The organism is Phaeobacter gallaeciensis, from assembly GCF_001678945.1.
GTDB classification, from domain to species: domain Bacteria; phylum Pseudomonadota; class Alphaproteobacteria; order Rhodobacterales; family Rhodobacteraceae; genus Phycobacter; species Phycobacter gallaeciensis_A.
Genome location: NZ_CP015124.1, coordinates 3,401,332 through 3,420,123, shown reverse-complemented (window position 1 = coordinate 3,420,123; position 18,792 = coordinate 3,401,332). Strand labels below are relative to the sequence as shown.

Below are 18,792 nucleotides of genomic sequence, written 5' to 3'. Positions count from 1 at the left end.
CAGATGTGAGCGGAGCTTACCAGCCAGCGACCAGTGCCCCCCAAAGGTCATATTCCCCGGCCTCGTCAACTTCGACGGTGACCAGATCGCCCACCTTCAGGCCTTCGGTGCCCTCGTCGATGAACAGATTGCCGTCGATCTCGGGCGCGTCGGCCTTGGTGCGGCAGGTGGCGATGCCGTCTTCGTCGATGTCATCCACGATGACTTGCATGGTCTGGCCGACCTTGGCTGCCAGCTTAGCCTCGGAAATCGCCTGCGCCTTTTCCATGAAGCGTTCCCAGCGCTCCTGCTTCACCTCTTCGGCCACGTGATCCGGCAGATCGTTGGAGCGCGCGCCGTCGACGTTTTCGTATTTGAAACAGCCAACCCGGTCGAGTTGCGCCTCATCCATCCAGTCGAGAAGATGCTGGAACTCCGCCTCCGTCTCGCCGGGGTAGCCGACGATGAAGGTGGAGCGCAGGGTGATCTCCGGGCAGATCTCGCGCCAGGCGCGGATTTCGTCCAGCGTTTTCGCCGCCGCTGCGGGGCGTGCCATGCGTTTCAGCACATCCGGGTGGGCGTGCTGAAAGGGGATGTCTAGATAGGGCAGAAGCGCGTTGTCCGGGTCCGCCATCAACGGGATCAACTCGCGCACGTGCGGATACGGATAGACATAATGCAGCCGCACCCAAAGGTCCGATGCAGGTGCCAACTGCCCCAGCGCCCGCGACAGATCGGTGATATGGCTGCGTATCTCGCCCTCTTTCCAAGGGTTCACATCGTATTTGCGGTCGAGCCCATAGGCCGAGGTATCCTGACTGATCACCAGAAGTTCGCGCACGCCTGCATCGACCAGCTTTTCCGCCTCGCGCAGCACGGCGTGGGCGGGGCGCGAGGCCAGCCGCCCGCGCATGTCCGGGATGATGCAGAACTTGCACTTGTGATTGCAGCCTTCCGAAATCTTCAGATAGCTGAAGTGCCGGGGCGTCAGGCTGACGCCGGTGGCGGGCAGCAGATCGACAAAGGGATCGGGCGCAGGCGGCACCGCGGCGTGTACGGCATCCAGCACCTGTTCATACTGGTGTGGACCGGTGACGGCCAGAATGCGCGGATGATGTTCGCGGATATAGTCCGGCTCGGCGCCAAGGCAGCCGGTGACGATAACCTTGCCATTTTCCTTCAGCGCCTCACCGATGGCGTCCAGACTTTCGGCCTTGGCACTGTCGAGGAACCCGCAGGTATTGACGATCACCGCATCGGCGCCCGCGTAATCGGCAGAGATGCCGTATCCTTCGGCGCGCAGCCGGGTCAGGATGCGCTCACTGTCCACCAACGCCTTGGGGCAGCCGAGCGACACCATGCCAAGGGTCGGCTGGTCTTTACGCGGGGCATCACCGAACTGGGCTTTCGGGGCGAGGTCGGGGCGGAGGTCTGGCGGATTGCTGGTCATGGCTGCGCATATAGTACGCGCGTGTGGCTTTGGGAATGGATGTTTTCAGCGGGAGCACGGCCTCTTTGGCCTTGACCAGTGAGCGCCCACAGGCATTCTCCAGCCTTGTCTGCGGCCTCAGGCCTCTGCTTTTTCCTTCTCGGCCCGCAGGCGCAGCAGGACCTTGGCATTCTTGCAGCAGCCGGGTGCCTCTTCAGCTTTGTCATGGGCAGCGAGCCAGCGTTCGCAAGTCTCGATACCCTCGCAGGCCCGGCAGCGGTTGACCATATCCGCCCAGTCCTCGGAACTGATGCGGCCTGCCTCAAAGGCCTCGACCAGATCGGCCTCGGTGGTTTTGCCCATTAGCCCCAGAAGCCTCAGGTGATACAGCGCGTCCCCCAATGGATGCATGTCTTGATCCTCCCCAAAGGCTGCCAGATCAGGCGACCGGTTCGCGCAGATATCCCAGCAGATCGCGGTTGCGGCAGTAATCCGGAGTGTCAGCCGCCTCATCTGCACGCGCGGGTGAATGCAACCACTTCTGGCAGGTCTCCGGATGGGCGCAGCGGGTGCAGCGCAGCACCGCTTCGGCGATTTCATCGAAATTCAGCCGCCCGGCGATGGCCTCTTCCTGAAGATCCAGCCCAACCGCCTGCCCCATTTCATCAAAAAGGGCCGCGTGCGTCTTCAGTTTAGCTTTATCCTTGATCCCGCAATCATCCATCGCGCGTTCTCCTGGCTGCGTGTCACGCCAGAAAATACCACAGGCCCGGCCCCGGACCTTGATGCAGGTCAATCGCGTGACGCGGGCCTAGGCGGGGTTCAGATAGGCACGCACCGCGTCCTGAACCCGGCGAAAGCGGTCGCCGCCCAGTTTCTTGCCGCCATACCAGCGGGTGACGATGATCAGATGATCTTGCAGCCCTTCCCGCTCCATCATCCGCAAGATCACCATTCCGGCGCCGCTCTCTCCGTCGTCGGCCTTGAGCGCGCCCGTCGGCAGCATCGCCGCCCAGGTGTTATGGGTGGCCTTGGCGTAGGCGCGGTCGGTTTTCAGTGCCGCCAGCACCGCGTCGACTTCGGCGCGCGACGTAACTCGGGCGCCGGTCACCGCATAGCGTGACCCCCGGTCGGTCAGGACCACGCCCAGTTTTTTCATCTCGGGCGCTGCATCTGCAGAGTTTTCCGCCATGATCAATTCAGCCCGTAGCGGGTGATGGTCTGCTGCACCACGCGCACCCGGTCCGGATTGGCCGGATGGCTGCCAAGGAATTTGTCGCCGGGGTCCGGCAGGCGATAGAAGAACTGCACCCCGACGCTGGGCCGGTATCCGGCCTGGTGGGTGATAATGGTGCCGAGCTGATCCGCCTCCAGTTCGAATTCCTTGGAATATCCCCGCGCACCGACAATGGCGCCCAGATCCTGTGCGTTGGAGATATCCGCCGCGCTGCCTCCGGCAAGGGTGGCAAGCCCGGCCAGCAACACGGAACCCGCCACTGCGTTCTGCTGCTGGCGCGCCAGATGCGCGCGGATATGGTGCGCAGCCTCGTGCGACATGACAAAGGCCAGCTCATCCGCGTTGGCGATCTGTCCCAGCATAGAGCGGGTGAAGGTGATTACCGGGCGGCCGGACTGCGACAGGCTCTGATAGGCATTCGGCGGCGCTTTGGCGTCGGGATCGATCCGGATCAGATAGTCGCAATTCATACCACTGGTCTGCGTCCGGCAGGTGCGTTCGGCCACCGGTTCAACGCGGCTGGCGACGGTGGCAAAGGTTGGCCGAGCTTCGGCTGGCGAAAGACCAGACACCCGCGCCCCGGATGTTGCCGGAGCAACCGCTCCGCCACCGAGCGGCGGGGCACCGGGAACGCCGCAGGCGCTCAAAACACTGAGTGCGCAAAGCGAGACTGTTTTCAGAATGGAGCGCATCGGCCTCTCCTTGACGTCATCGCCCGATCATAGGCCGGGACCCAACCGAGGTTCAATCGCAGACAGCCGGATTTTGCAGTCAGTCTTGCAGCCGTCAGCGGAGGTTCGCGTCACATTTCTGGTGCCCGCGCAAACACTTGCCAATCACAGCACCAAGGTGGCAACATCGGGATATGTTTACCATCGAACACGAATTTGACTCGACCGTCGTTACCCTGGTGGATGAGGGCGAGCGCCCTTTGCTGGAAGATGTGACTATCAACGCCTTTGCGGAATGCGTGACTGTGGAGCAATTCGATCCTCGCACCGACAGGGTAGAAAAGATCACCCTCTCCTACAGCCAGCTGCGCGATCTGGCCGCTGCGCTTGACCTGCCAGAAGGCGTTTATCGCCTGGTTCCGGATGAGGCCACGCCGCAGGATCCCGCATCTGGTTCATGAGCCGCGATAGACGAAAACCTTGTCCCGTGATGTGGCGCCCCGGCGCAGCTCCAGAGCAGAGGGCGCAACGCCCATGGCCCGGGCCAGTAAATCCGCGACTGCGGCATTGGCCTTGCCGTTTTCCGGCGCCACGGTGACCGAGACCTTCAGCCCCGCCTCGGTCCGGGTGATCGCGTTGCGCGCCGCCTTTGGCGTGGCCCGCACCTGGATCTCCAGCCCCGCAACGGCCAGGTCCGCAAGGTCCGGTAGATCTTTCTTCTTTGGTTTTCCCATGTCGATTTGATGCCCTGCCGCCCCTCAAAACACCAGCACCAATTGCAATGCTGCAACGGTCCGAAACAAGCTGCTGTACAGCAAGCCACGATCGCTTCAAAATGCGTGAGGTTAAGTTACGCGGTTCGCACCGCCTGAGATGTGTTTGGTTGGGCCTGCGCGGCTCCTGTGTATTCGGTGTTACCTCCTATGGACAAAAAATCGATCATTCTTGATTTCCTGAATGCCGCCCTCGGAGATCCCGGTGACTTCGATTTGGGTCGGTATTTCACCGAGGAGGCGACCTTTTGCGGACCTGTCACCGGAGGCCAGATCATTCCGATGATGGAATGGGTCGAATTCAAACTCGTTGTACAGGGCTTGGTCGGACCGTCCTCCTTTGAGGTTATGAATGCGATCGAACAGGACGACTGGATCTCGATGCGCATTCGCATTTCAGCCAAGTGCCTTTCGACCGCGGAAATGATTGTCGCCTACGATTGTCTCATGGCGCGGTTTGAAGGGGACCGGATTGCTGAATACATCGGTCACATGGATTACTTCACCTTCTTCCAGGACCTTGGTTTGATCCCGCCCGGCTCGTTGCATGCCTGCCTCAGCGGCCAGCGCATGGTCTGGGAATAATTGCTGCCGCACCGCGCGCCGCGATAATCACCGAACCGCCCCTTGAAAAACACGCGCCAGCCAGCATATAAAACCTTGATGTAAAAAGGTTTCACATATGCCCGAACAGAATGCTGCCGCCCTTGATTTCCTTCTGAACCGCCGCTCCCGCCCCGCGAAGACGTTGGTCGCACCGGTCCCCAGCCGGGACGAGTTGCAGGTTCTGCTGACCGCCGCCGCCCGCACGCCCGATCACGGCAAGCTGGAGCCCTGGCGCTTCATCGTCATCGAAAAACCCGCCATGGGACGGCTTGCAGAGCTGACCACAGCCGCAGGTGAGCGGCTGGGAAAATCGCCCGAGGATATCGCCAAGGGGCGCAGCCAGTTCGAGCTTGGCCAACTGGCCGTCGCGGTGATTGAGGTGCAGACCGACAGCCCCAAGATCCCGGCCATCGAACAAACCTATTCCGCGGGCGCTGTCTGCCTTGCGCTGCTCAATGCGGCGCTGGCGGCCGGATGGGGGGCGAATTGGCTCTCAGGCTGGGTTAGCCACGACCGCCAGTTCTGCGAAGAGGCCTTGTCGCTGGCGCCGCACGAACGCATCGCCGGCTTCATCCATATTGCCACCGAAGGTACCAAGCCGCCGGAACGCCCGCGCCCGGATCTGGAGCGCATCACCAGCTGGATCAGCACATGATCTTTGACGCCTTTTTCAAGTCCCTGGCCCAGACCGGCGATCCGCGCTTTCGCAGGGTTCTTTTTCTGGGTGTCGGGCTGACCTTTGCGCTGCTGATCGCCACATATGTGCTGTTCTTCTTTCTGGTGCAGTGGCTGGTCGGCCCGCAGGTCACACTGCCCCTGTTCGGGGAGGTGACATGGCTGGACGATATCCTGTCCTTCGGGTCGATCCTTCTGATGATGGGGCTGTCGGTCTTTCTGATGGTCCCGGTCGCTTCGGCCATCACTTCGATGTTTCTGGATCAGGTGGCACAGGCGGTTGAGGACAAGCATTTCCCTCAGCTCCCCCCTGCCTCTGATCCAACGATCGTGGAGGCGCTGCGCGACACGGTCAATTTCCTTGGCGTGCTGATCGCCGCGAACCTGCTGGCGCTGGTGCTTTATCTGATGTTCCCGCCCATCGCGATGTTCATTTTCTGGGGGCTGAACGGGTTCTTTCTGGGCCGGGAATACTTCACCCTGGCCGCCGCCAGACGCATCGGAATGCCCGAGGCCCGCAAGATGCGGCGCAAGCACATGGGAACCATTTGGATCGCAGGCACGTTGATGGCGATGCCGCTGTCAGTGCCGCTGGTGAACCTGGTGATCCCGATCCTGGGCGCGGCCACCTTCACCCATATATTCCACAGCCTGTGGCGCAGGGTCTGACGGCGAACAGATCAACGGTCCGGGGGCATCCCCCCCGGGCCGCGTTTTCTCAAGAGGCGCTATTTTGGATCGGGCAGCCGGTCGAACCAGTCGAAATCATTCACGCTGATCACTCCGGACAGGATTATTCCTGCCACGATGGCCCAGATCACGAAGGCCGCGATGGTGGTGATCACCGCCTTTTGCTTCAGATAATGGTTTTCGGGCGCGCCGGCATGGGTGCCGGGCACGATCTCCCCCTTGTCACCTTGTGTCTCAAGCCGGATCGGAATGACGATCAGGAAGGTCATGAACCAGATCACCGCATAAAGCACCAGTCCCGATGTAATTCCCATAGCGCACCTTTATTGTATATCCGCGCGCCGACGTCCGGCGCTGGCCTCAGGTAGCCTCAAACCTGCTCCAGTTCCACCAGGCAGCCGTTGAAATCTTTGGGGTGCAGGAAAAGAACTGGCTTGCCATGGGCACCGATCTTCGGCTCGCCAGAGCCCAGAACCCGCGCGCCCTGCGCCTTCAGGTGATCCCGCGCAGCCAGAATGTCCTCAACCTCGTAGCAGACGTGGTGAATGCCACCAGCGGGGTTCTTTTCCAGGAAGCCATTGATGGGCGAGTCATCCCCCAGCGGGTAAAGCAGCTCAATCTTGGTGTTGGGCAGCTCTATGAAGACAACTGTGACACCATGATCGGGCTCATCCTGCGGTGCGCCGACCTTGGCGCCCAACGCATCACGGTACTGAGCCGAGGCCGCCTCAAGGTCGGGCACGGCAATCGCGACATGGTTCAAACGACCGATCATGATGTGTATTCTCCTCTCAAATCCTGTTCGACCTCCTTATGCTGAGACCAGCCAATGGGGGCAAGTGCGCCAATGCGCACGGCGCGCGCTACCGGGCGGCTGCAGAGAACACCGGGCAACCGCAGGCAATCATGGGGAAAACCCGCAGCCTTGGCATCTCCTGCATCGCGTTAACCTCTAATTAGCCTCAAATCCATAGCGTCAGTCAGTATCCCGCAAGGAGTATGAGTAATGGACGATTCGGAACTGTTTGCAGCCGCCCACCGTCTCCCGACGAAACGGCGCCCTCTTCTTGGTCTGACCATTCTGGTGGTCGAGGACAGTCGCTTTGCCTGCGAAGCGCTGCGCTTACTCTGTTTGCGCAGCGGTGCCCGTATCCGGCGCGCCGATTGCCTGAAATCCGCCCGCCGACACCTGAAGGAATACCGCCCTTCCGTCGTGATTGCCGATGTGGGGCTACCGGATGGCTCCGGCACGGAACTGATCGCCGAGATCAATCAGGGATCACCGCGGGTTTCCGTCATCCTTGGCATTTCCGGCGACGAAAGCCTTGAAGAAGAGACGCTCAAGGCTGGCGCCGACGGCTTCCTCGCCAAGCCGATCACCTCGCTGGCGGCATTCCAGCATGCGATCCTGTCGCGCCTGCCCGCCGACCGGCAGCCCGCCAGCCTGCAGGACCTGTCGGATGAAACCATCGAGCCGGATTTCCTCGCCTTTCAGGACGATATGGCCCATGCGGCAGATGTTCTGAACGAAGACCATGAAGGCAACACGCTGGACTATCTGACGCAGTTCATTGGCGGTGTCGCACGCAGTGCAGGCGACAAGCCGCTCGCCAATGCCGCGGCAAGCCTTGCCCAGGCCCGCATGGCTGGCCGCCCCATCGGCCCGGATACAGCAATGCTGGCGGGAATGGTGCAGGAACGTCTCGAACGGAAAATCGCGATCTGACATGCTCGAAGTCATTCTGATCGGCTCGGCCACGCTGGCCATCGTGCTCTATCTGCAGGCGCGCCAGGCCGCCCGCGAAATCCGCCAGAACCGCGATCGCAATACGCGGGAACCGATGGTTATCTACCGCCACGAGCATTGACCTCTGCCTGGCGAAACAGGCCCCGCCCCCCGGGGCCGCTATCGCCGCCTGAAGCGGTTCTATCCTTTTGATCCGACCAGCGCGGCGCACCCTTCAGGGTCACCGCAGCAGGCCAAGATCATCCTCCATCCGCAGCCCCGGAAACACGGTTTGCTCCAATTCGGCCACCCCTACCCCGGTCAGGCCGCGCAGGATCCAGGCCGCGGGTGCACGCACGTCCGCCGTCGGCATTAGGTCACGCCGGTCATAGAGCGCGGCTTCCTCCAGCCCCGGCCAGCGCCCGTAGATCCGGCCGCCGCGGATCGCCCCGCCCGCCAGCAGCATCGCGCCACCGGTTCCGTGATCGGTGCCACCGGTGCCGTTCTCCCGCGCTGTGCGGCCAAATTCCGTCATCGCGACCACCGCCGTCTTGTCCCAGACATCGGCGCCGACACCGGCTTTTAACTCCAGCACGGTGTCGGACAACCGGCCCAGCGCCGATTTCAACGCCCTGTCCTGCCGGTTGTGGGTATCCCACCCATTGATCGAAAAGGCCGCAATGCGAGTGTCGGCGCGCAATTGCTGCGCCGCATAGGCCGCGATCTTCAGATGTGCCTCGCCCTGGGTCGGTACCGGCATGGTCATACCACCCGCCATGCCCATCTGCCCGCCCTGCATGTCCTCCTCGCCAGACAGCGGCAGCCCCGGCGCCTCGCGTGACAAGTCCAGCGCCTCGGACAAGGCGCCGTGAAACAGCGCATCATCCTCCATCAGCAGCCCGGCCAGACGTTCGGCCTGCGGGCTCATCATCAGAGCGGCATCCGGAGACCAGTCCGCCACAGGCGCCGCACCATTCAGAAGCTTCATCTCCCCCTGCCCCAGGGCAAAAGCGGTGCGCGCCTCGATCCCGCTTTGCTGCTGCAACAAGCGGTTCAGCCAGCCATCGCGCGCCTGTTCCAGCCCCGGCGTACCCGCCTCCAGCAGGTCCTGACCGTCGAAATGGCTGCGCTTGTCCCGGTAAGGTGTCGAAACCGCGTGGACAAAGGCCAACTCCTCGGACCGCCACAGCGGCATCAGCGGCGACAGGGCCGGATGCAGGGCAAAGAACCCATCCAGATCCAAACCGCCGTGGTCCGGGCCGCCGCGCAGTTTCTGCCGCAGAGCGGCATAGGCCGGATCGCCATAGGGCTGCACCACGTCCAGCGCGTCCATGCCGCCGCGCAGGATGATCACCACCAGCCGCCGGTCCCAGGGGGCCGAGGCAAAGCTGACCGGCGTCAGCAGCGGGCTGGCGGCCAGCGAACAGCCAAGCGCAGCGCCGCGTGCAAGGAAGCTTCTCCGGGAATGTCTCATGATCAATCCTCCTGCTAACGGCGCTGAAAGGCCGGGGCGCTCAGCACCAGAGCGACCCCTTCGGCCCGGGTTTCGGCTGCCGAGGCGGCAAACAGCACCTTGCCATCGGCAAAACTGCCTAGGGTCGTTCCGGCAAATCCGCGTGGATCAGGAAGATCGGCCACTAGCCGCTGCGGCGCCGCAAAAGCCCAGCGCAGGCGGGCCGACAGGCCCTGCGGCGTGATCCAGGCGGCATCATCCTCGCTCCAGCCATCCGGCCCGGCAGGGTCTTCCCATTTCTGCCCCATCAGGGTCAGCGGCGCGGCAAAGATCCGGTTCAGTTGCCGCCGTTTCAGGCTCGACAGCTGGTCAGCAGCCACAGGCAGTGCCCGGCAGGCCGAGGCCACGAAATCAAAGGGCGGCTTCACGTTGCGTAGCTCCGGCGCCCAGGCGGCGGGATGCTCCAGCAAGGCCGCATAGACATCCGGCAGATAGCCACCGGACTGGCGGAACCGCTCTGCCACATGCTCCACCAGATCCGCGTCCGGCTGGTCCGAGGTAAAATGCACCGCCAGTTTGCGGGCAATGTGCCGGGCCGTGGCCGGATGACGCGCGAGATCGCGCAGCGCCTGCAAAACCGGCTCCAACCGCCCCTTCTCTGCGCCATAGGAGCGGCCAAGTACCTTCTCGCTGCCGGGCTCTGCCAGGCCGGAGCGGAAGTTAAACCCTTCTTTGCGATTGAAACTGAGCCCGGTAAAGAGCTCCGCCAATTGCCGCACATCCGTCTGACTATAGGGGCCATCCACCCCCAGCGTGTGCAATTCCAGCACCTCGCGGGCGAGGTTTTCATTGAGACCGGCACTGCGTTTGCGCCGCTGCGCGACAGGACTGTTCGGCCCGACCGAACTGTTCTGATCCAGATAATGCAGCATCAGCGGGCTGGTCACCACCGCGATCAGCAGATCTTCGAACCGGCCCGCAACATGGGGGCGGATCGCGGTCTCGGCATAGGGGGTTGCCAGATGCCGAAAGGCACCCCGCCGCCCCTTGGCGGTGAAATGATCCGACCAGAACAGGGTCAGCCGCTCCCGTAGGCCGTCAGACGTATCGGCATAGCGCAGCAGACGCTGGGCAAAATTTTGCAAACGGTCCGTTCGTTTCTGTTGCCGAAAGGTGCGGTAGCGCGCGTCCGCCGCCTCATACTCCGGCTGACCGCGCAGCTTGCGCCGTTCTCTTGCGAGCGCCTGAAACGTCACTGAATCGGCAAAGGCCGCATCAAAATCCTGCACCGGATAGGCGCGCGCCATCTCATCGGCGCCGGTCAGGCGCTGCAACATCGCCTCGGGCGATTGCGGCGGTGCCAGCCGGGGTGACAACCCGCAGCCAAACCGGATCTCGGCCAGTTCAGGATCAAACCGCATCTGTCATTGCTCCGGCCCCATTTTCATTTCGGGATCAACAGGTCTCGATCTCCACAGTAGGCCAGAACCTCCGTGGCACCCACACCCATCACTTACTGATACGCGAGGATTTGCCGGTTCCGTCGCAGCAGGCACAAAAAAGCCCGGAGACCATGCTCCGAGCTTTTTGAATTGTCTTGGTCAAGGCCCTTTGGCCTTACTGATCCTGCGGAATGACGCGCAGTCCCAGTTCCATCAGCTGCTCCGACATCGGCTCGGACGGGGCCGACATCATCAGATCTTCCGCACGCTGGTTCATCGGGAACATGATGACCTCGCGAATGTTGGCCTCATCCGCCAGCAGCATCACCATGCGGTCGATACCGGCAGCGCAGCCACCGTGCGGCGGGGCACCATATTGGAAGGCGTTGACCATGCCGCCAAAGCGCTTCTCGACCTCCTCCTTGCCATAGCCGGCAATTTCGAAGGCCTTGAACATGATTTCCGGCTTATGGTTCCGGATCGCGCCCGAGACCAGCTCGTAACCGTTGCAGGCGAGGTCATACTGATAGCCGAGCACCTTGAGCGGGTCGCCCTCCAGTGCTTCCATCCCGCCTTGCGGCATGGAGAAGGGGTTGTGCTCGAAGTCGATCTTGCCAGTTTCCTCGTCTGCCTCGTAGATCGGAAAGTCAACGATCCAGGCAAAGGCGAAACGGTCCTTGTCGATGAGACCCAGTTCTTCGCCGATGACAGTGCGGGCGCGGCCTGCAACGCTTTCAAAGGACTTGGGCTTGCCGCCCAGGAAGAAGGCCGCATCGCCCACGTCGAGACCCAGCTGCTGGCGGATCGCCTCGGTGCGCTCGGGGCCGATGTTCTTGGCCAGCGGACCGGCGGCCTCATTGCCCAGAACGATCTCGCCCGCCTTGATCTTGGCGTTGACTTCCTTGACGGAAATGCCCTGCTCCTGCGCGATGGAATCCGCCGACTGCTTGCGCCAGAAGATATAGCCCATGCCCGGCAGACCTTCCTGCTGGGCGAATTTGTTCATGCGATCGCAGAACTTGCGGCTGCCGCCTGTGGGCGCCGGGATGGCGCGCACTTCGGTGCCTTCCTGCTCCAGCAGTTTGGCAAAGATGGCAAAGCCGGAGCCGCGGAAATGTTCCGAGCAATCCTGCATTTTGATCGGGTTGCGCAGGTCCGGCTTGTCGGTGCCGTACCACTTGGCGGCATCTTTGTAGGAGATCTGCGGCCATTCGCTGTCGACCTTGCGACCACCGCCGAATTCCTCGAACACGCCCTGCATCACCGGCTGAATGGTGTCAAAGACATCTTGCTGGGTGACAAAGGACATTTCCATATCGAGCTGGTAGAAATCGGTGGGCGAGCGGTCAGCCCGCGGATCCTCGTCCCGGAAACAGGGTGCGATCTGGAAATATTTGTCAAAGCCCGAGACCATCATCAGCTGCTTGAACTGCTGCGGCGCCTGCGGCAGGGCGTAGAACTTGCCGGGGTGCAGACGGGAGGGCACCAGGAAGTCGCGCGCGCCTTCGGGCGACGACGCGGTGATGATCGGGGTCTGGTATTCGTTGAACCCCTTGTCCCACATGCGCTTGCGGATCGACTGGATCATGTTCGAGCGCAGAACCATGTTGTTCTGCATCTTCTCGCGGCGCAGGTCGAGGTAGCGATAGCGCAGGCGAGTTTCCTCGGGGTATTCCTGCTCGCCAAAGACCATAAGCGGCAGTTCCTCGGCTTTGCCGAGAACCTCGATATCGCGGATGAAGACTTCGATCTCGCCGGTCGGGATCTTCGGGTTCACCAGGCTTTCGTCGCGCGCCAGCACATTGCCATCGATGCGGATACACCATTCCGAACGCACCTTTTCGATCTCCGCAAAGACCGGGCTATCGGGGTCAGCCATGACCTGGGTGATGCCATAGTGGTCGCGCAGGTCGATGAACAGCAGGCCGCCGTGGTCGCGGACCCGGTGGACCCAGCCAGACAGGCGCACGGTATCGCCCACGTTGGATTTGTTCAGTTCGGCGCAGGTATGGCTGCGGTATGCGTGCATTGGCTGACCTTTCGTGTCGCGGGTCGTCTCTCGGGGCATCTGTCCGGGCGGACCATCAATCGGGATATGCGCCAAAGCGGCGCGGAATTCGTCCGGGCTGGTACACTAGGTTGCGGCTCTCTTGTCAAGCAAACAGGGCGCATTCGCCCCGTCAGATGCCCGTTTTTGCCCTCTCGCCACGTCGGCGCAAAGGCTCCTGCCCCCTCTGCGCCCCATCGCTGCGCGATCCGGCCAGACGAGTTGGGCGTGGCGCCCCGCCTTCGGCGCGGCGCGGGCGGCGCTGTGGTGCCACCCCAGCGCGCCGCCCGGCGCGCTGCCGGGCCCAAGGGCAAAGAGCCGCTGCCCCCAGCCCGGGGTTCTTGTCCGCGGGCGCGCCCCCGTCCTTTTCAGATCAGTTTCAGACCAGCTTGGCCGGGATCAGCCCGCGCAGGGAATTGCCCATATGAATGGATTGCGCCCCCTTCAGGTCCTCAAGGCTCAGCACCGCCTCGCCGCATAGACCGCGCTCCAGCATCTCCTGCCGCAGGATGCCGGGCAGAAGGCCGCAGCCGAGCGGCGGCGTCACCACCTGCCCACCTGCAAGCGTCACAAAGATATTGGTAATAGTGCCTTCGCAAACCTCAGCGCGCTGATTGAGGAAAACCAGCTCGTCGATGCCTGCCGACAGAGCTGCCCGGGCGCTGTCATAAAGCGCGCGGCGGGTGGTCTTATGCCGTAGCCACGGGTCGTCGGCATCAAGCCGGATGTCTGCGATGCCCAGCCGCCACTCTGCTGGGAGTTCCCCCAGTGGCGCAGTGGTCATGTCAAATCGCCCCTCCACGTCGAGCGTCAGGCGGCAACGCAGCGGTGTATCACTGACAATGTCTGCCAACATCGCCTCGGACGGCCCGGGATCGAAGGGAATGCCAAACGCCGCCGCGCTGCGCACCATCCGGGACAGATGGCGATGCAGGCGCCGCCCGCCTTCGCCCGGGTGCCAGCCCAGCGTTTCGATCAGGCGGAAAGCGGGATCACCCTTGATGGCGTCACTGGTGGTGTCGCTGGTTGCGTCATCTGGGCGAACCGGGCTTTCCATAGCGCTTCCTCATATTCTGATGTGGCGGTGCTGTCCCAGACCACGCCGCCGCCCACGTTCAGTGTTGCCCGGCCGTCCTCCAGCATCACCGTACGGATTGCAACATTGAACGACGAGGCGCCATCCGGGGCGGCCCAGCCGATAGTGCCGCAGTAGATGTCACGCGGCCAGGGTTCCAGATCCGCAAGGATCTCCATCGCGCGGATCTTGGGGGCGCCGGTGATCGACCCGCAGGGGAACAGCGCCGCAAAGATCTCGGCCAGCCCGGCATCCGGGCGCAGCCGCGCCCGTACCAACGACACCATCTGATGCACGGTGGCGTAGCTCTCGACCGCGAACAGTTCCGGTACATGCACCGATCCGGTCTCCGCCACGCGGCTGATGTCATTGCGCAGAAGATCGACGATCATCAGGTTCTCGGCCCGGTTCTTTTCGTCCTGACGCAGGAAATCGCGGCGGCGCGCGTCCTCCACCGGATCGTCGCTGCGCGGCTGGGTGCCTTTCATCGGGCGCGTTTCTATGAGGCCTGACGCGTCGGTGCGGAAGAACAGCTCGGGCGAGCGCGACAGAAGGTCCGGCAGCCCGCCTTGTTCGACCAGCACGCCGTGGCCCACTGTCTGCCTTGCCTGCAGCGCGGCATAAAGCGCCTCTGCACTGCCATGGGCCTCTGCATCGATGGGAAAGGTCAGGTTGGCCTGATAGATGTCGCCCTTGCCGATGTTGCGGTTCACCTCGGCGAAGGCCTCGGCGTAGCGAACATAGCTCCAGCGTGGCGTGATATCCCCAAGCCCAGTTCCGCCCGGCAGCACGCCGGGCAGCGCCCGTCCGCCCCCCCGGGCGGGCGCTTCGCTTTCCGCCCGGGGACGAGCGCTGCCCTCAATGTCCTGTTGCCGCGGCTCCTCATAGACCCCAAAGCAGATCAACGGCAGCCGCCGCCCGTCCGGCATCCAGTTCGCCAGCTTTGGCTCCAGCGCATAGCCCAGTTCATACGTGGCATAGCCCGCCAGCCAATGCCCGGCCCGCCGCGCAGCGTCGAGCGCCGCCAGCGCCGCGGGCACCTGGTCTGCCTCGTCCGCACGGATCACACGCAGCGGCTGATCGAAACACGTCCCGGCCCCCGTGGGCCCCTGATCAAAGCGAATCCGCACCGGATCTGTCTCCTAAAGCTCTCGCCTCCTCATATATGCGTTCGCAATGCGCACAAAGAGGGTGGATGCGGCATTTTCCGATCCGTTTCCGATCCCCCTTGAACCTTTCGGCGCGGTCCCTATAACGCAGGACAATTTGGGCGCATGGGGGCGCCCGGTGACTCGACCCATATTCCGCACCCACAATCAAAGGAAGCTAGGCCATGCCAAAAAGAACCGACATCCAGTCGATCATGATCATTGGTGCGGGACCGATCATCATCGGCCAGGCCTGCGAATTCGATTATTCCGGCGCACAGGCCTGCAAGGCGCTGCGTGAAGAGGGCTACCGGGTCATCCTGGTGAACTCCAACCCGGCCACCATCATGACCGATCCGGGCCTCGCCGATGCGACCTATATCGAGCCGATCACGCCCGAAGTGGTGGCCAAGATCATCGAAAAAGAACGCCCCGATGCGCTGCTTCCGACCATGGGCGGGCAGACGGGTCTCAACACCTCTCTGGCGCTCGAAGAGATGGGCGTGCTTGAGAAATACGGCGTCGAAATGATCGGCGCCAAGCGCGAAGCCATTGAAATGGCAGAAGACCGCAAGCTGTTCCGCGAAGCGATGGATCGCCTTGGTCTGGAAAACCCGCGCGCCACGATCATCACCGCCCCCACCCGCGACAACGGCTCGGCCGATCTGGAAGCAGGCGTACAGCTGGCGCTTGAGGCGCTCGATGAGGTCGGCCTGCCCGCCATCATCCGCCCCGCCTTTACCCTGGGCGGCACCGGCGGCGGCGTCGCCTATAACCGTGAAGATTACATCCACTACTGCCGCTCGGGCATGGATGCTTCGCCGGTCAATCAGATCCTCGTCGATGAAAGCCTTCTAGGCTGGAAAGAGTACGAGATGGAGGTCGTTCGCGACAAGGCGGACAACGCGATCATCGTCTGCTCGATTGAGAACATCGACCCCATGGGCGTGCACACCGGTGATTCGATCACAGTGGCCCCGGCGCTGACCCTGACCGACAAGGAATACCAGATGATGCGCACCGCCTCGATCGAGGTGCTGCGCGAGATCGGCGTCGAAACCGGCGGCTCCAACGTGCAATGGGCCGTGAACCCCGATGATGGCCGCATGGTGGTGATCGAAATGAACCCGCGGGTGTCGCGCTCCTCAGCGCTGGCTTCCAAGGCGACCGGCTTCCCGATTGCAAAGATCGCCGCGAAACTGGCGGTGGGCTACACGCTGGACGAGTTGGACAACGACATCACCAAGGTGACGCCGGCCTCCTTTGAGCCCTCCATCGACTATGTCGTCACCAAGATCCCGAAATTCGCCTTCGAGAAGTTCCCCGGCTCCGAGCCCTACCTCACCACTGCGATGAAATCCGTGGGTGAAACCATGGCCATCGGCCGTACCATCCACGAAAGCATGCAAAAGGCGCTGGCGTCGATGGAATCGGGCCTCACCGGTTTTGACGAGGTCGCCATCCCCGGCATGACCGTCGGCCAGTGGGACGAAGCCAGCGGCGACGACAAGGCTGCCGTGATCAAGGCAATCAGCCAGCAGACCCCAGACCGGCTGCGCACCATCGCCCAGGCGATGCGCCATGGGCTGAGCGATGACGAGATCCAGAACGTCACCAAGTTCGACCCCTGGTTCCTGTCCCGCATCCGCGAGATCGTCGACGCCGAGCGCGAGGTGCGCAAAAACGGCCTGCCGATGCGCGAGGACCAGTTGCGGGCGCTGAAGATGCTCGGCTTTACCGATGCCCGCCTTGGCGCGCTGACCGGCCGGGACGAGGACAATGTGCGCCGCGCCCGTCATAATCTGGGCGTCACCGCCGTCTTCAAGCGGATCGACACCTGCGCCGCCGAATTCGAGGCGCAGACCCCCTATATGTACTCCACCTACGAAGCGCCGATGATGGGCGAGATCGAATGCGAATCCCGCCCGTCGGATCGCAAGAAGGTGGTCATCCTTGGCGGCGGTCCGAACCGGATCGGTCAGGGGATCGAGTTCGACTACTGCTGCTGTCACGCCTGTTTTGCGCTGACCGATGTTGGTTATGAAACCATCATGATCAACTGCAACCCGGAAACCGTGTCCACCGACTATGACACCTCGGACCGGCTGTATTTCGAACCGCTCACCTTCGAGCACGTGATGGAAATCCTGCGCGCCGAGCAAGAGAACGGCACCCTGCATGGTGTCATTGTGCAGTTCGGTGGCCAGACCCCGCTGAAACTGGCCAATGCACTGCAGGACGAAGGCATTCCGATCCTCGGCACCACGCCCGACGCCATCGACCTGGCCGAAGACCGCGAACGGTTCCAGGATCTGGTCAACAAGCTGGGCCTGAAACAGCCGCATAACGGCATTGCCTCCACCGACGCACAGGCGCTTGAGATCGCAGAGGAAATCGGCTTCCCGCTGGTGATCCGCCCGTCTTACGTTCTGGGCGGCCGCGCCATGGAAATCGTGCGCGACATGGATCAGCTGAAACGCTACATCGCCGAGGCGGTGGTGGTATCCGGCGACAGCCCGGTGCTGCTCGACAGCTATCTGGCCGGTGCGGTGGAACTTGACGTGGATGCGATCTGCGACGGCACCGACGTGCATGTGGCCGGCATCATGCAGCACATCGAAGAGGCTGGCGTTCACTCAGGTGACAGTGCCTGCTCCCTACCGCCCTACTCCCTGTCCAAGGACATCATCGAAGAGATCAAGACCCAGACCTACGCCCTGGCGAAGGCTCTGAACGTGGTCGGCCTGATGAACATCCAGTTTGCCATCAAGGACGGTGAGATCTTCCTGATCGAAGTGAACCCGCGTGCCAGCCGCACGGTACCCTTCGTCGCCAAGGCCACCGACAGCGCCATCGCCTCGATCGCGGCGCGCGTCATGGCGGGCGAGAAGCTCTCGGCCTTCCCGCAGCGGGCGCCTTATGAACCCGATGCAGGCTATGATGTCGATGTGCCGATGGCCGATCCGATGACTCTGGCCGATCCCGACATGCCCTGGTTCTCGGTCAAAGAGGCCGTTCTGCCCTTTGCCCGTTTCCCGGGTGTCGACACGCTGCTTGGGCCGGAAATGCGCTCCACCGGCGAAGTCATGGGCTGGGACCGCTCCTTTGCCGGCGCCTTCCTCAAGGCGCAGATGGGTGCCGGGATGGTGCTGCCTTCGGAAGGCCGTGCCTTCATCTCGATCAAGGATGCCGACAAGGGCGCCACAATGCTGGAGGCCGCGCGCACCCTGATCGAACAAGGCTTCACCCTGGTCGCCACCGGCGGCACCAAGGCATGGCTGGACGGGCACGGTGTGGCCTGCGAGGCGGTGAACAAGGTCTACGAGGGACGCCCGCACGTGGTGGACCTGCTGAAAGACGGCCACGTGCAGCTGTTGATGAACACGACCGAAGGCGCTCAGGCGGTCGAGGACAGCAAGGAAATGCGCTCGGTCGCGCTGTATGACAAGATTCCCTACTTCACCACCGCCGCCGGTGCCCATGCCGCCGCGCTGGCGATCAAGGCGCAGGCCGAAGGGGACGTTCAGGTCAAAAGCCTGCAGGGATAATCCCGCGATCAGATAGAGAATTGTCAAAGCCCCGGGTTTTCCCGGGGCTTTTTCGTTCCATCCCGGACATCGGTGCCACAAGTGCTCTCCCGCCTGTTTGTGCAGGGCTGATTTGCCGGGCGATCCTGCCACCCCGCTAAGCACGGCCCGAAAATCCCACGCAATCAGGACGGCCGTGTTGATTCAGATCATAGCCTTTGCTGCATCGCAGCGTACCCTGTGCCAGCAATGACCGGAGCGATCCGGCGCGATCTTTGGTGCCAGCGGCTGAGGTGTCTGCGATGAACACAGAA

General features: G+C 62.6%; 20 protein-coding genes. 7 read left to right on the top strand and 13 right to left on the bottom strand.

Annotation, left to right across the window (positions count from 1 at the left end):
* Positions 1–16: 16 nt before the first annotated feature.
* The 5 genes from rimO to JL2886_RS16160 all read right to left on the bottom strand — a co-directional run bounded on the left by rimO (position 17) and on the right by JL2886_RS16160 (position 3,337).
* Entirely contained in the window at positions 17–1,429 is a 1,413-nt protein-coding gene (gene rimO, locus JL2886_RS16180; RefSeq protein ID WP_065272943.1) for a 30S ribosomal protein S12 methylthiotransferase RimO, read from the bottom strand.
* Positions 1,430–1,546: 117 nt separating this feature from the next.
* A complete protein-coding gene (locus tag JL2886_RS16175) occupies positions 1,547–1,819 on the bottom strand; it encodes a DUF6455 family protein (protein ID WP_065272942.1) in 273 nt (90 codons plus the stop codon).
* 28 nt (positions 1,820–1,847) lie between these two features.
* A complete protein-coding gene (locus JL2886_RS16170) occupies positions 1,848–2,117 on the bottom strand; it encodes a DUF6455 family protein (RefSeq protein ID WP_065273766.1) in 270 nt (89 codons plus the stop codon).
* 102 nt (positions 2,118–2,219) lie between these two features.
* On the bottom strand, positions 2,220–2,600 hold the full coding sequence (locus JL2886_RS16165; RefSeq protein WP_065272941.1) for a YigZ family protein: 381 nt from the start codon (positions 2,598–2,600) through the stop codon (positions 2,220–2,222).
* A gap of 2 nt (positions 2,601–2,602) precedes the next feature.
* On the bottom strand, positions 2,603–3,337 hold the full coding sequence (locus tag JL2886_RS16160; RefSeq protein WP_065272940.1) for a M48 family metalloprotease: 735 nt from the start codon (positions 3,335–3,337) through the stop codon (positions 2,603–2,605).
* Between the two features lie 173 nt (positions 3,338–3,510).
* Between JL2886_RS16160 and JL2886_RS16155 the strand changes: the two genes are divergently transcribed.
* The gene (locus JL2886_RS16155) at positions 3,511–3,777 is read left to right on the top strand and encodes a hypothetical protein (RefSeq protein WP_065272939.1); all 267 of its coding nucleotides are present in this window, start codon (positions 3,511–3,513) and stop codon (positions 3,775–3,777) included.
* Here JL2886_RS16155 and JL2886_RS16150 read toward each other — a convergent pair.
* Positions 3,772–4,050 (bottom strand): DUF167 domain-containing protein, encoded by a 279-nt coding sequence (locus JL2886_RS16150; RefSeq protein ID WP_065272938.1) that lies wholly within the window; start codon positions 4,048–4,050, stop codon positions 3,772–3,774. The two genes, JL2886_RS16155 and JL2886_RS16150, sit on opposite strands and share 6 nt — an antisense overlap.
* Before the next feature lie 189 nt (positions 4,051–4,239).
* Here JL2886_RS16150 and JL2886_RS16145 point away from each other — a divergent pair, with 189 nt between their 5' ends.
* The 3 genes from JL2886_RS16145 to JL2886_RS16135 all read left to right on the top strand — a co-directional run bounded on the left by JL2886_RS16145 (position 4,240) and on the right by JL2886_RS16135 (position 6,039).
* Positions 4,240–4,674: a hypothetical protein gene (locus JL2886_RS16145; RefSeq protein ID WP_065272937.1), complete on the top strand. Its 435-nt coding sequence runs from the start codon at positions 4,240–4,242 to the stop codon at positions 4,672–4,674.
* A 97-nt stretch (positions 4,675–4,771) separates the two neighbouring features.
* Positions 4,772–5,350 carry a nitroreductase family protein gene (locus JL2886_RS16140; protein WP_065272936.1) on the top strand — a complete coding sequence of 193 codons (579 nt, stop codon included), beginning with the start codon at positions 4,772–4,774 and terminating at the stop codon, positions 5,348–5,350.
* On the top strand, positions 5,347–6,039 hold the full coding sequence (locus JL2886_RS16135; RefSeq protein ID WP_065272935.1) for an EI24 domain-containing protein: 693 nt from the start codon (positions 5,347–5,349) through the stop codon (positions 6,037–6,039). The genes JL2886_RS16140 and JL2886_RS16135 overlap by 4 nt, the downstream gene beginning before the upstream one ends.
* Positions 6,040–6,098: 59 nt before the next feature.
* Here the strand turns inward: JL2886_RS16135 and JL2886_RS16130 are convergent, their stop codons facing one another.
* Both JL2886_RS16130 and mce read right to left on the bottom strand, forming a co-directional pair.
* On the bottom strand, positions 6,099–6,374 hold the full coding sequence (locus JL2886_RS16130) for a DUF1467 family protein (protein ID WP_065272934.1): 276 nt from the start codon (positions 6,372–6,374) through the stop codon (positions 6,099–6,101).
* A gap of 56 nt (positions 6,375–6,430) precedes the next feature.
* Positions 6,431–6,835: a methylmalonyl-CoA epimerase gene (mce, locus tag JL2886_RS16125; protein ID WP_065272933.1), complete on the bottom strand. Its 405-nt coding sequence runs from the start codon at positions 6,833–6,835 to the stop codon at positions 6,431–6,433.
* Between the two features lie 231 nt (positions 6,836–7,066).
* Between mce and JL2886_RS16120 the strand changes: the two genes are divergently transcribed.
* Both JL2886_RS16120 and JL2886_RS19520 read left to right on the top strand, forming a co-directional pair.
* The gene (locus JL2886_RS16120; RefSeq protein ID WP_065272932.1) at positions 7,067–7,786 is read left to right on the top strand and encodes a response regulator; all 720 of its coding nucleotides are present in this window, start codon (positions 7,067–7,069) and stop codon (positions 7,784–7,786) included.
* A 1-nt stretch (position 7,787) separates the two neighbouring features.
* On the top strand, positions 7,788–7,928 hold the full coding sequence (locus JL2886_RS19520) for a hypothetical protein (RefSeq protein ID WP_156767926.1): 141 nt from the start codon (positions 7,788–7,790) through the stop codon (positions 7,926–7,928).
* 99 nt (positions 7,929–8,027) lie between these two features.
* On the opposite strand, the gene JL2886_RS16115 is transcribed toward JL2886_RS19520, so the two are convergent.
* From JL2886_RS16115 to JL2886_RS16095, 5 genes are all read right to left on the bottom strand, one after another.
* The gene (locus tag JL2886_RS16115; protein ID WP_065272931.1) at positions 8,028–9,260 is read right to left on the bottom strand and encodes a DUF1501 domain-containing protein; all 1,233 of its coding nucleotides are present in this window, start codon (positions 9,258–9,260) and stop codon (positions 8,028–8,030) included.
* A gap of 14 nt (positions 9,261–9,274) precedes the next feature.
* On the bottom strand, positions 9,275–10,660 hold the full coding sequence (locus JL2886_RS16110) for a DUF1800 domain-containing protein (protein ID WP_065272930.1): 1,386 nt from the start codon (positions 10,658–10,660) through the stop codon (positions 9,275–9,277).
* Positions 10,661–10,856: 196 nt separating this feature from the next.
* Positions 10,857–12,710, bottom strand: a complete 1,854-nt coding sequence (gene aspS, locus JL2886_RS16105; protein ID WP_065273765.1) for an aspartate--tRNA ligase — start codon at positions 12,708–12,710, stop codon at positions 10,857–10,859.
* 397 nt (positions 12,711–13,107) lie between these two features.
* Positions 13,108–13,785, bottom strand: a complete 678-nt coding sequence (locus JL2886_RS16100; RefSeq protein ID WP_065272929.1) for an aminotransferase class IV family protein — start codon at positions 13,783–13,785, stop codon at positions 13,108–13,110.
* A complete protein-coding gene (locus JL2886_RS16095) occupies positions 13,704–14,933 on the bottom strand; it encodes an aminodeoxychorismate synthase component I (RefSeq protein ID WP_065272928.1) in 1,230 nt (409 codons plus the stop codon). Before JL2886_RS16095 ends, JL2886_RS16100 begins: the two co-directional genes overlap by 82 nt.
* 203 nt (positions 14,934–15,136) lie before the next feature.
* On the opposite strand from JL2886_RS16095, the gene carB reads away from it, so the two are divergent.
* Positions 15,137–18,499: a carbamoyl-phosphate synthase large subunit gene (gene carB / locus JL2886_RS16090; RefSeq protein WP_065272927.1), complete on the top strand. Its 3,363-nt coding sequence runs from the start codon at positions 15,137–15,139 to the stop codon at positions 18,497–18,499.
* Positions 18,500–18,792: the final 293 nt, after the last annotated feature.

What these genes read in the sequence shown, in the direction of transcription:
- carB (WP_065272927.1), top strand. Translation starts at nt 15,137, where the DNA reads ATGCCAAAAAGAACCGACATCCAGTCGATCATGATCATTGGTGCGGGA.
- JL2886_RS16135 (WP_065272935.1), top strand. Translation starts at nt 5,347, where the DNA reads ATGATCTTTGACGCCTTTTTCAAGTCCCTGGCCCAGACCGGCGATCCG.
- JL2886_RS16120 (WP_065272932.1), top strand. Translation starts at nt 7,067, where the DNA reads ATGGACGATTCGGAACTGTTTGCAGCCGCCCACCGTCTCCCGACGAAA.
- JL2886_RS16155 (WP_065272939.1), top strand. Translation starts at nt 3,511, where the DNA reads ATGTTTACCATCGAACACGAATTTGACTCGACCGTCGTTACCCTGGTG.
- JL2886_RS16165 (WP_065272941.1), bottom strand. Translation starts at nt 2,600, where the DNA reads ATGGCGGAAAACTCTGCAGATGCAGCGCCCGAGATGAAAAAACTGGGC.
- JL2886_RS16140 (WP_065272936.1), top strand. Translation starts at nt 4,772, where the DNA reads ATGCCCGAACAGAATGCTGCCGCCCTTGATTTCCTTCTGAACCGCCGC.
- rimO (WP_065272943.1), bottom strand. Translation starts at nt 1,429, where the DNA reads ATGACCAGCAATCCGCCAGACCTCCGCCCCGACCTCGCCCCGAAAGCC.
- JL2886_RS16145 (WP_065272937.1), top strand. Translation starts at nt 4,240, where the DNA reads ATGGACAAAAAATCGATCATTCTTGATTTCCTGAATGCCGCCCTCGGA.
- JL2886_RS16115 (WP_065272931.1), bottom strand. Translation starts at nt 9,260, where the DNA reads ATGAGACATTCCCGGAGAAGCTTCCTTGCACGCGGCGCTGCGCTTGGC.
- mce (WP_065272933.1), bottom strand. Translation starts at nt 6,835, where the DNA reads ATGATCGGTCGTTTGAACCATGTCGCGATTGCCGTGCCCGACCTTGAG.
- JL2886_RS16130 (WP_065272934.1), bottom strand. Translation starts at nt 6,374, where the DNA reads ATGGGAATTACATCGGGACTGGTGCTTTATGCGGTGATCTGGTTCATG.
- JL2886_RS16110 (WP_065272930.1), bottom strand. Translation starts at nt 10,660, where the DNA reads ATGCGGTTTGATCCTGAACTGGCCGAGATCCGGTTTGGCTGCGGGTTG.
- JL2886_RS16100 (WP_065272929.1), bottom strand. Translation starts at nt 13,785, where the DNA reads ATGGAAAGCCCGGTTCGCCCAGATGACGCAACCAGCGACACCACCAGT.
- JL2886_RS16160 (WP_065272940.1), bottom strand. Translation starts at nt 3,337, where the DNA reads ATGCGCTCCATTCTGAAAACAGTCTCGCTTTGCGCACTCAGTGTTTTG.
- JL2886_RS19520 (WP_156767926.1), top strand. Translation starts at nt 7,788, where the DNA reads ATGCTCGAAGTCATTCTGATCGGCTCGGCCACGCTGGCCATCGTGCTC.
- aspS (WP_065273765.1), bottom strand. Translation starts at nt 12,710, where the DNA reads ATGCACGCATACCGCAGCCATACCTGCGCCGAACTGAACAAATCCAAC.
- JL2886_RS16175 (WP_065272942.1), bottom strand. Translation starts at nt 1,819, where the DNA reads ATGCATCCATTGGGGGACGCGCTGTATCACCTGAGGCTTCTGGGGCTA.
- JL2886_RS16150 (WP_065272938.1), bottom strand. Translation starts at nt 4,050, where the DNA reads ATGGGAAAACCAAAGAAGAAAGATCTACCGGACCTTGCGGACCTGGCC.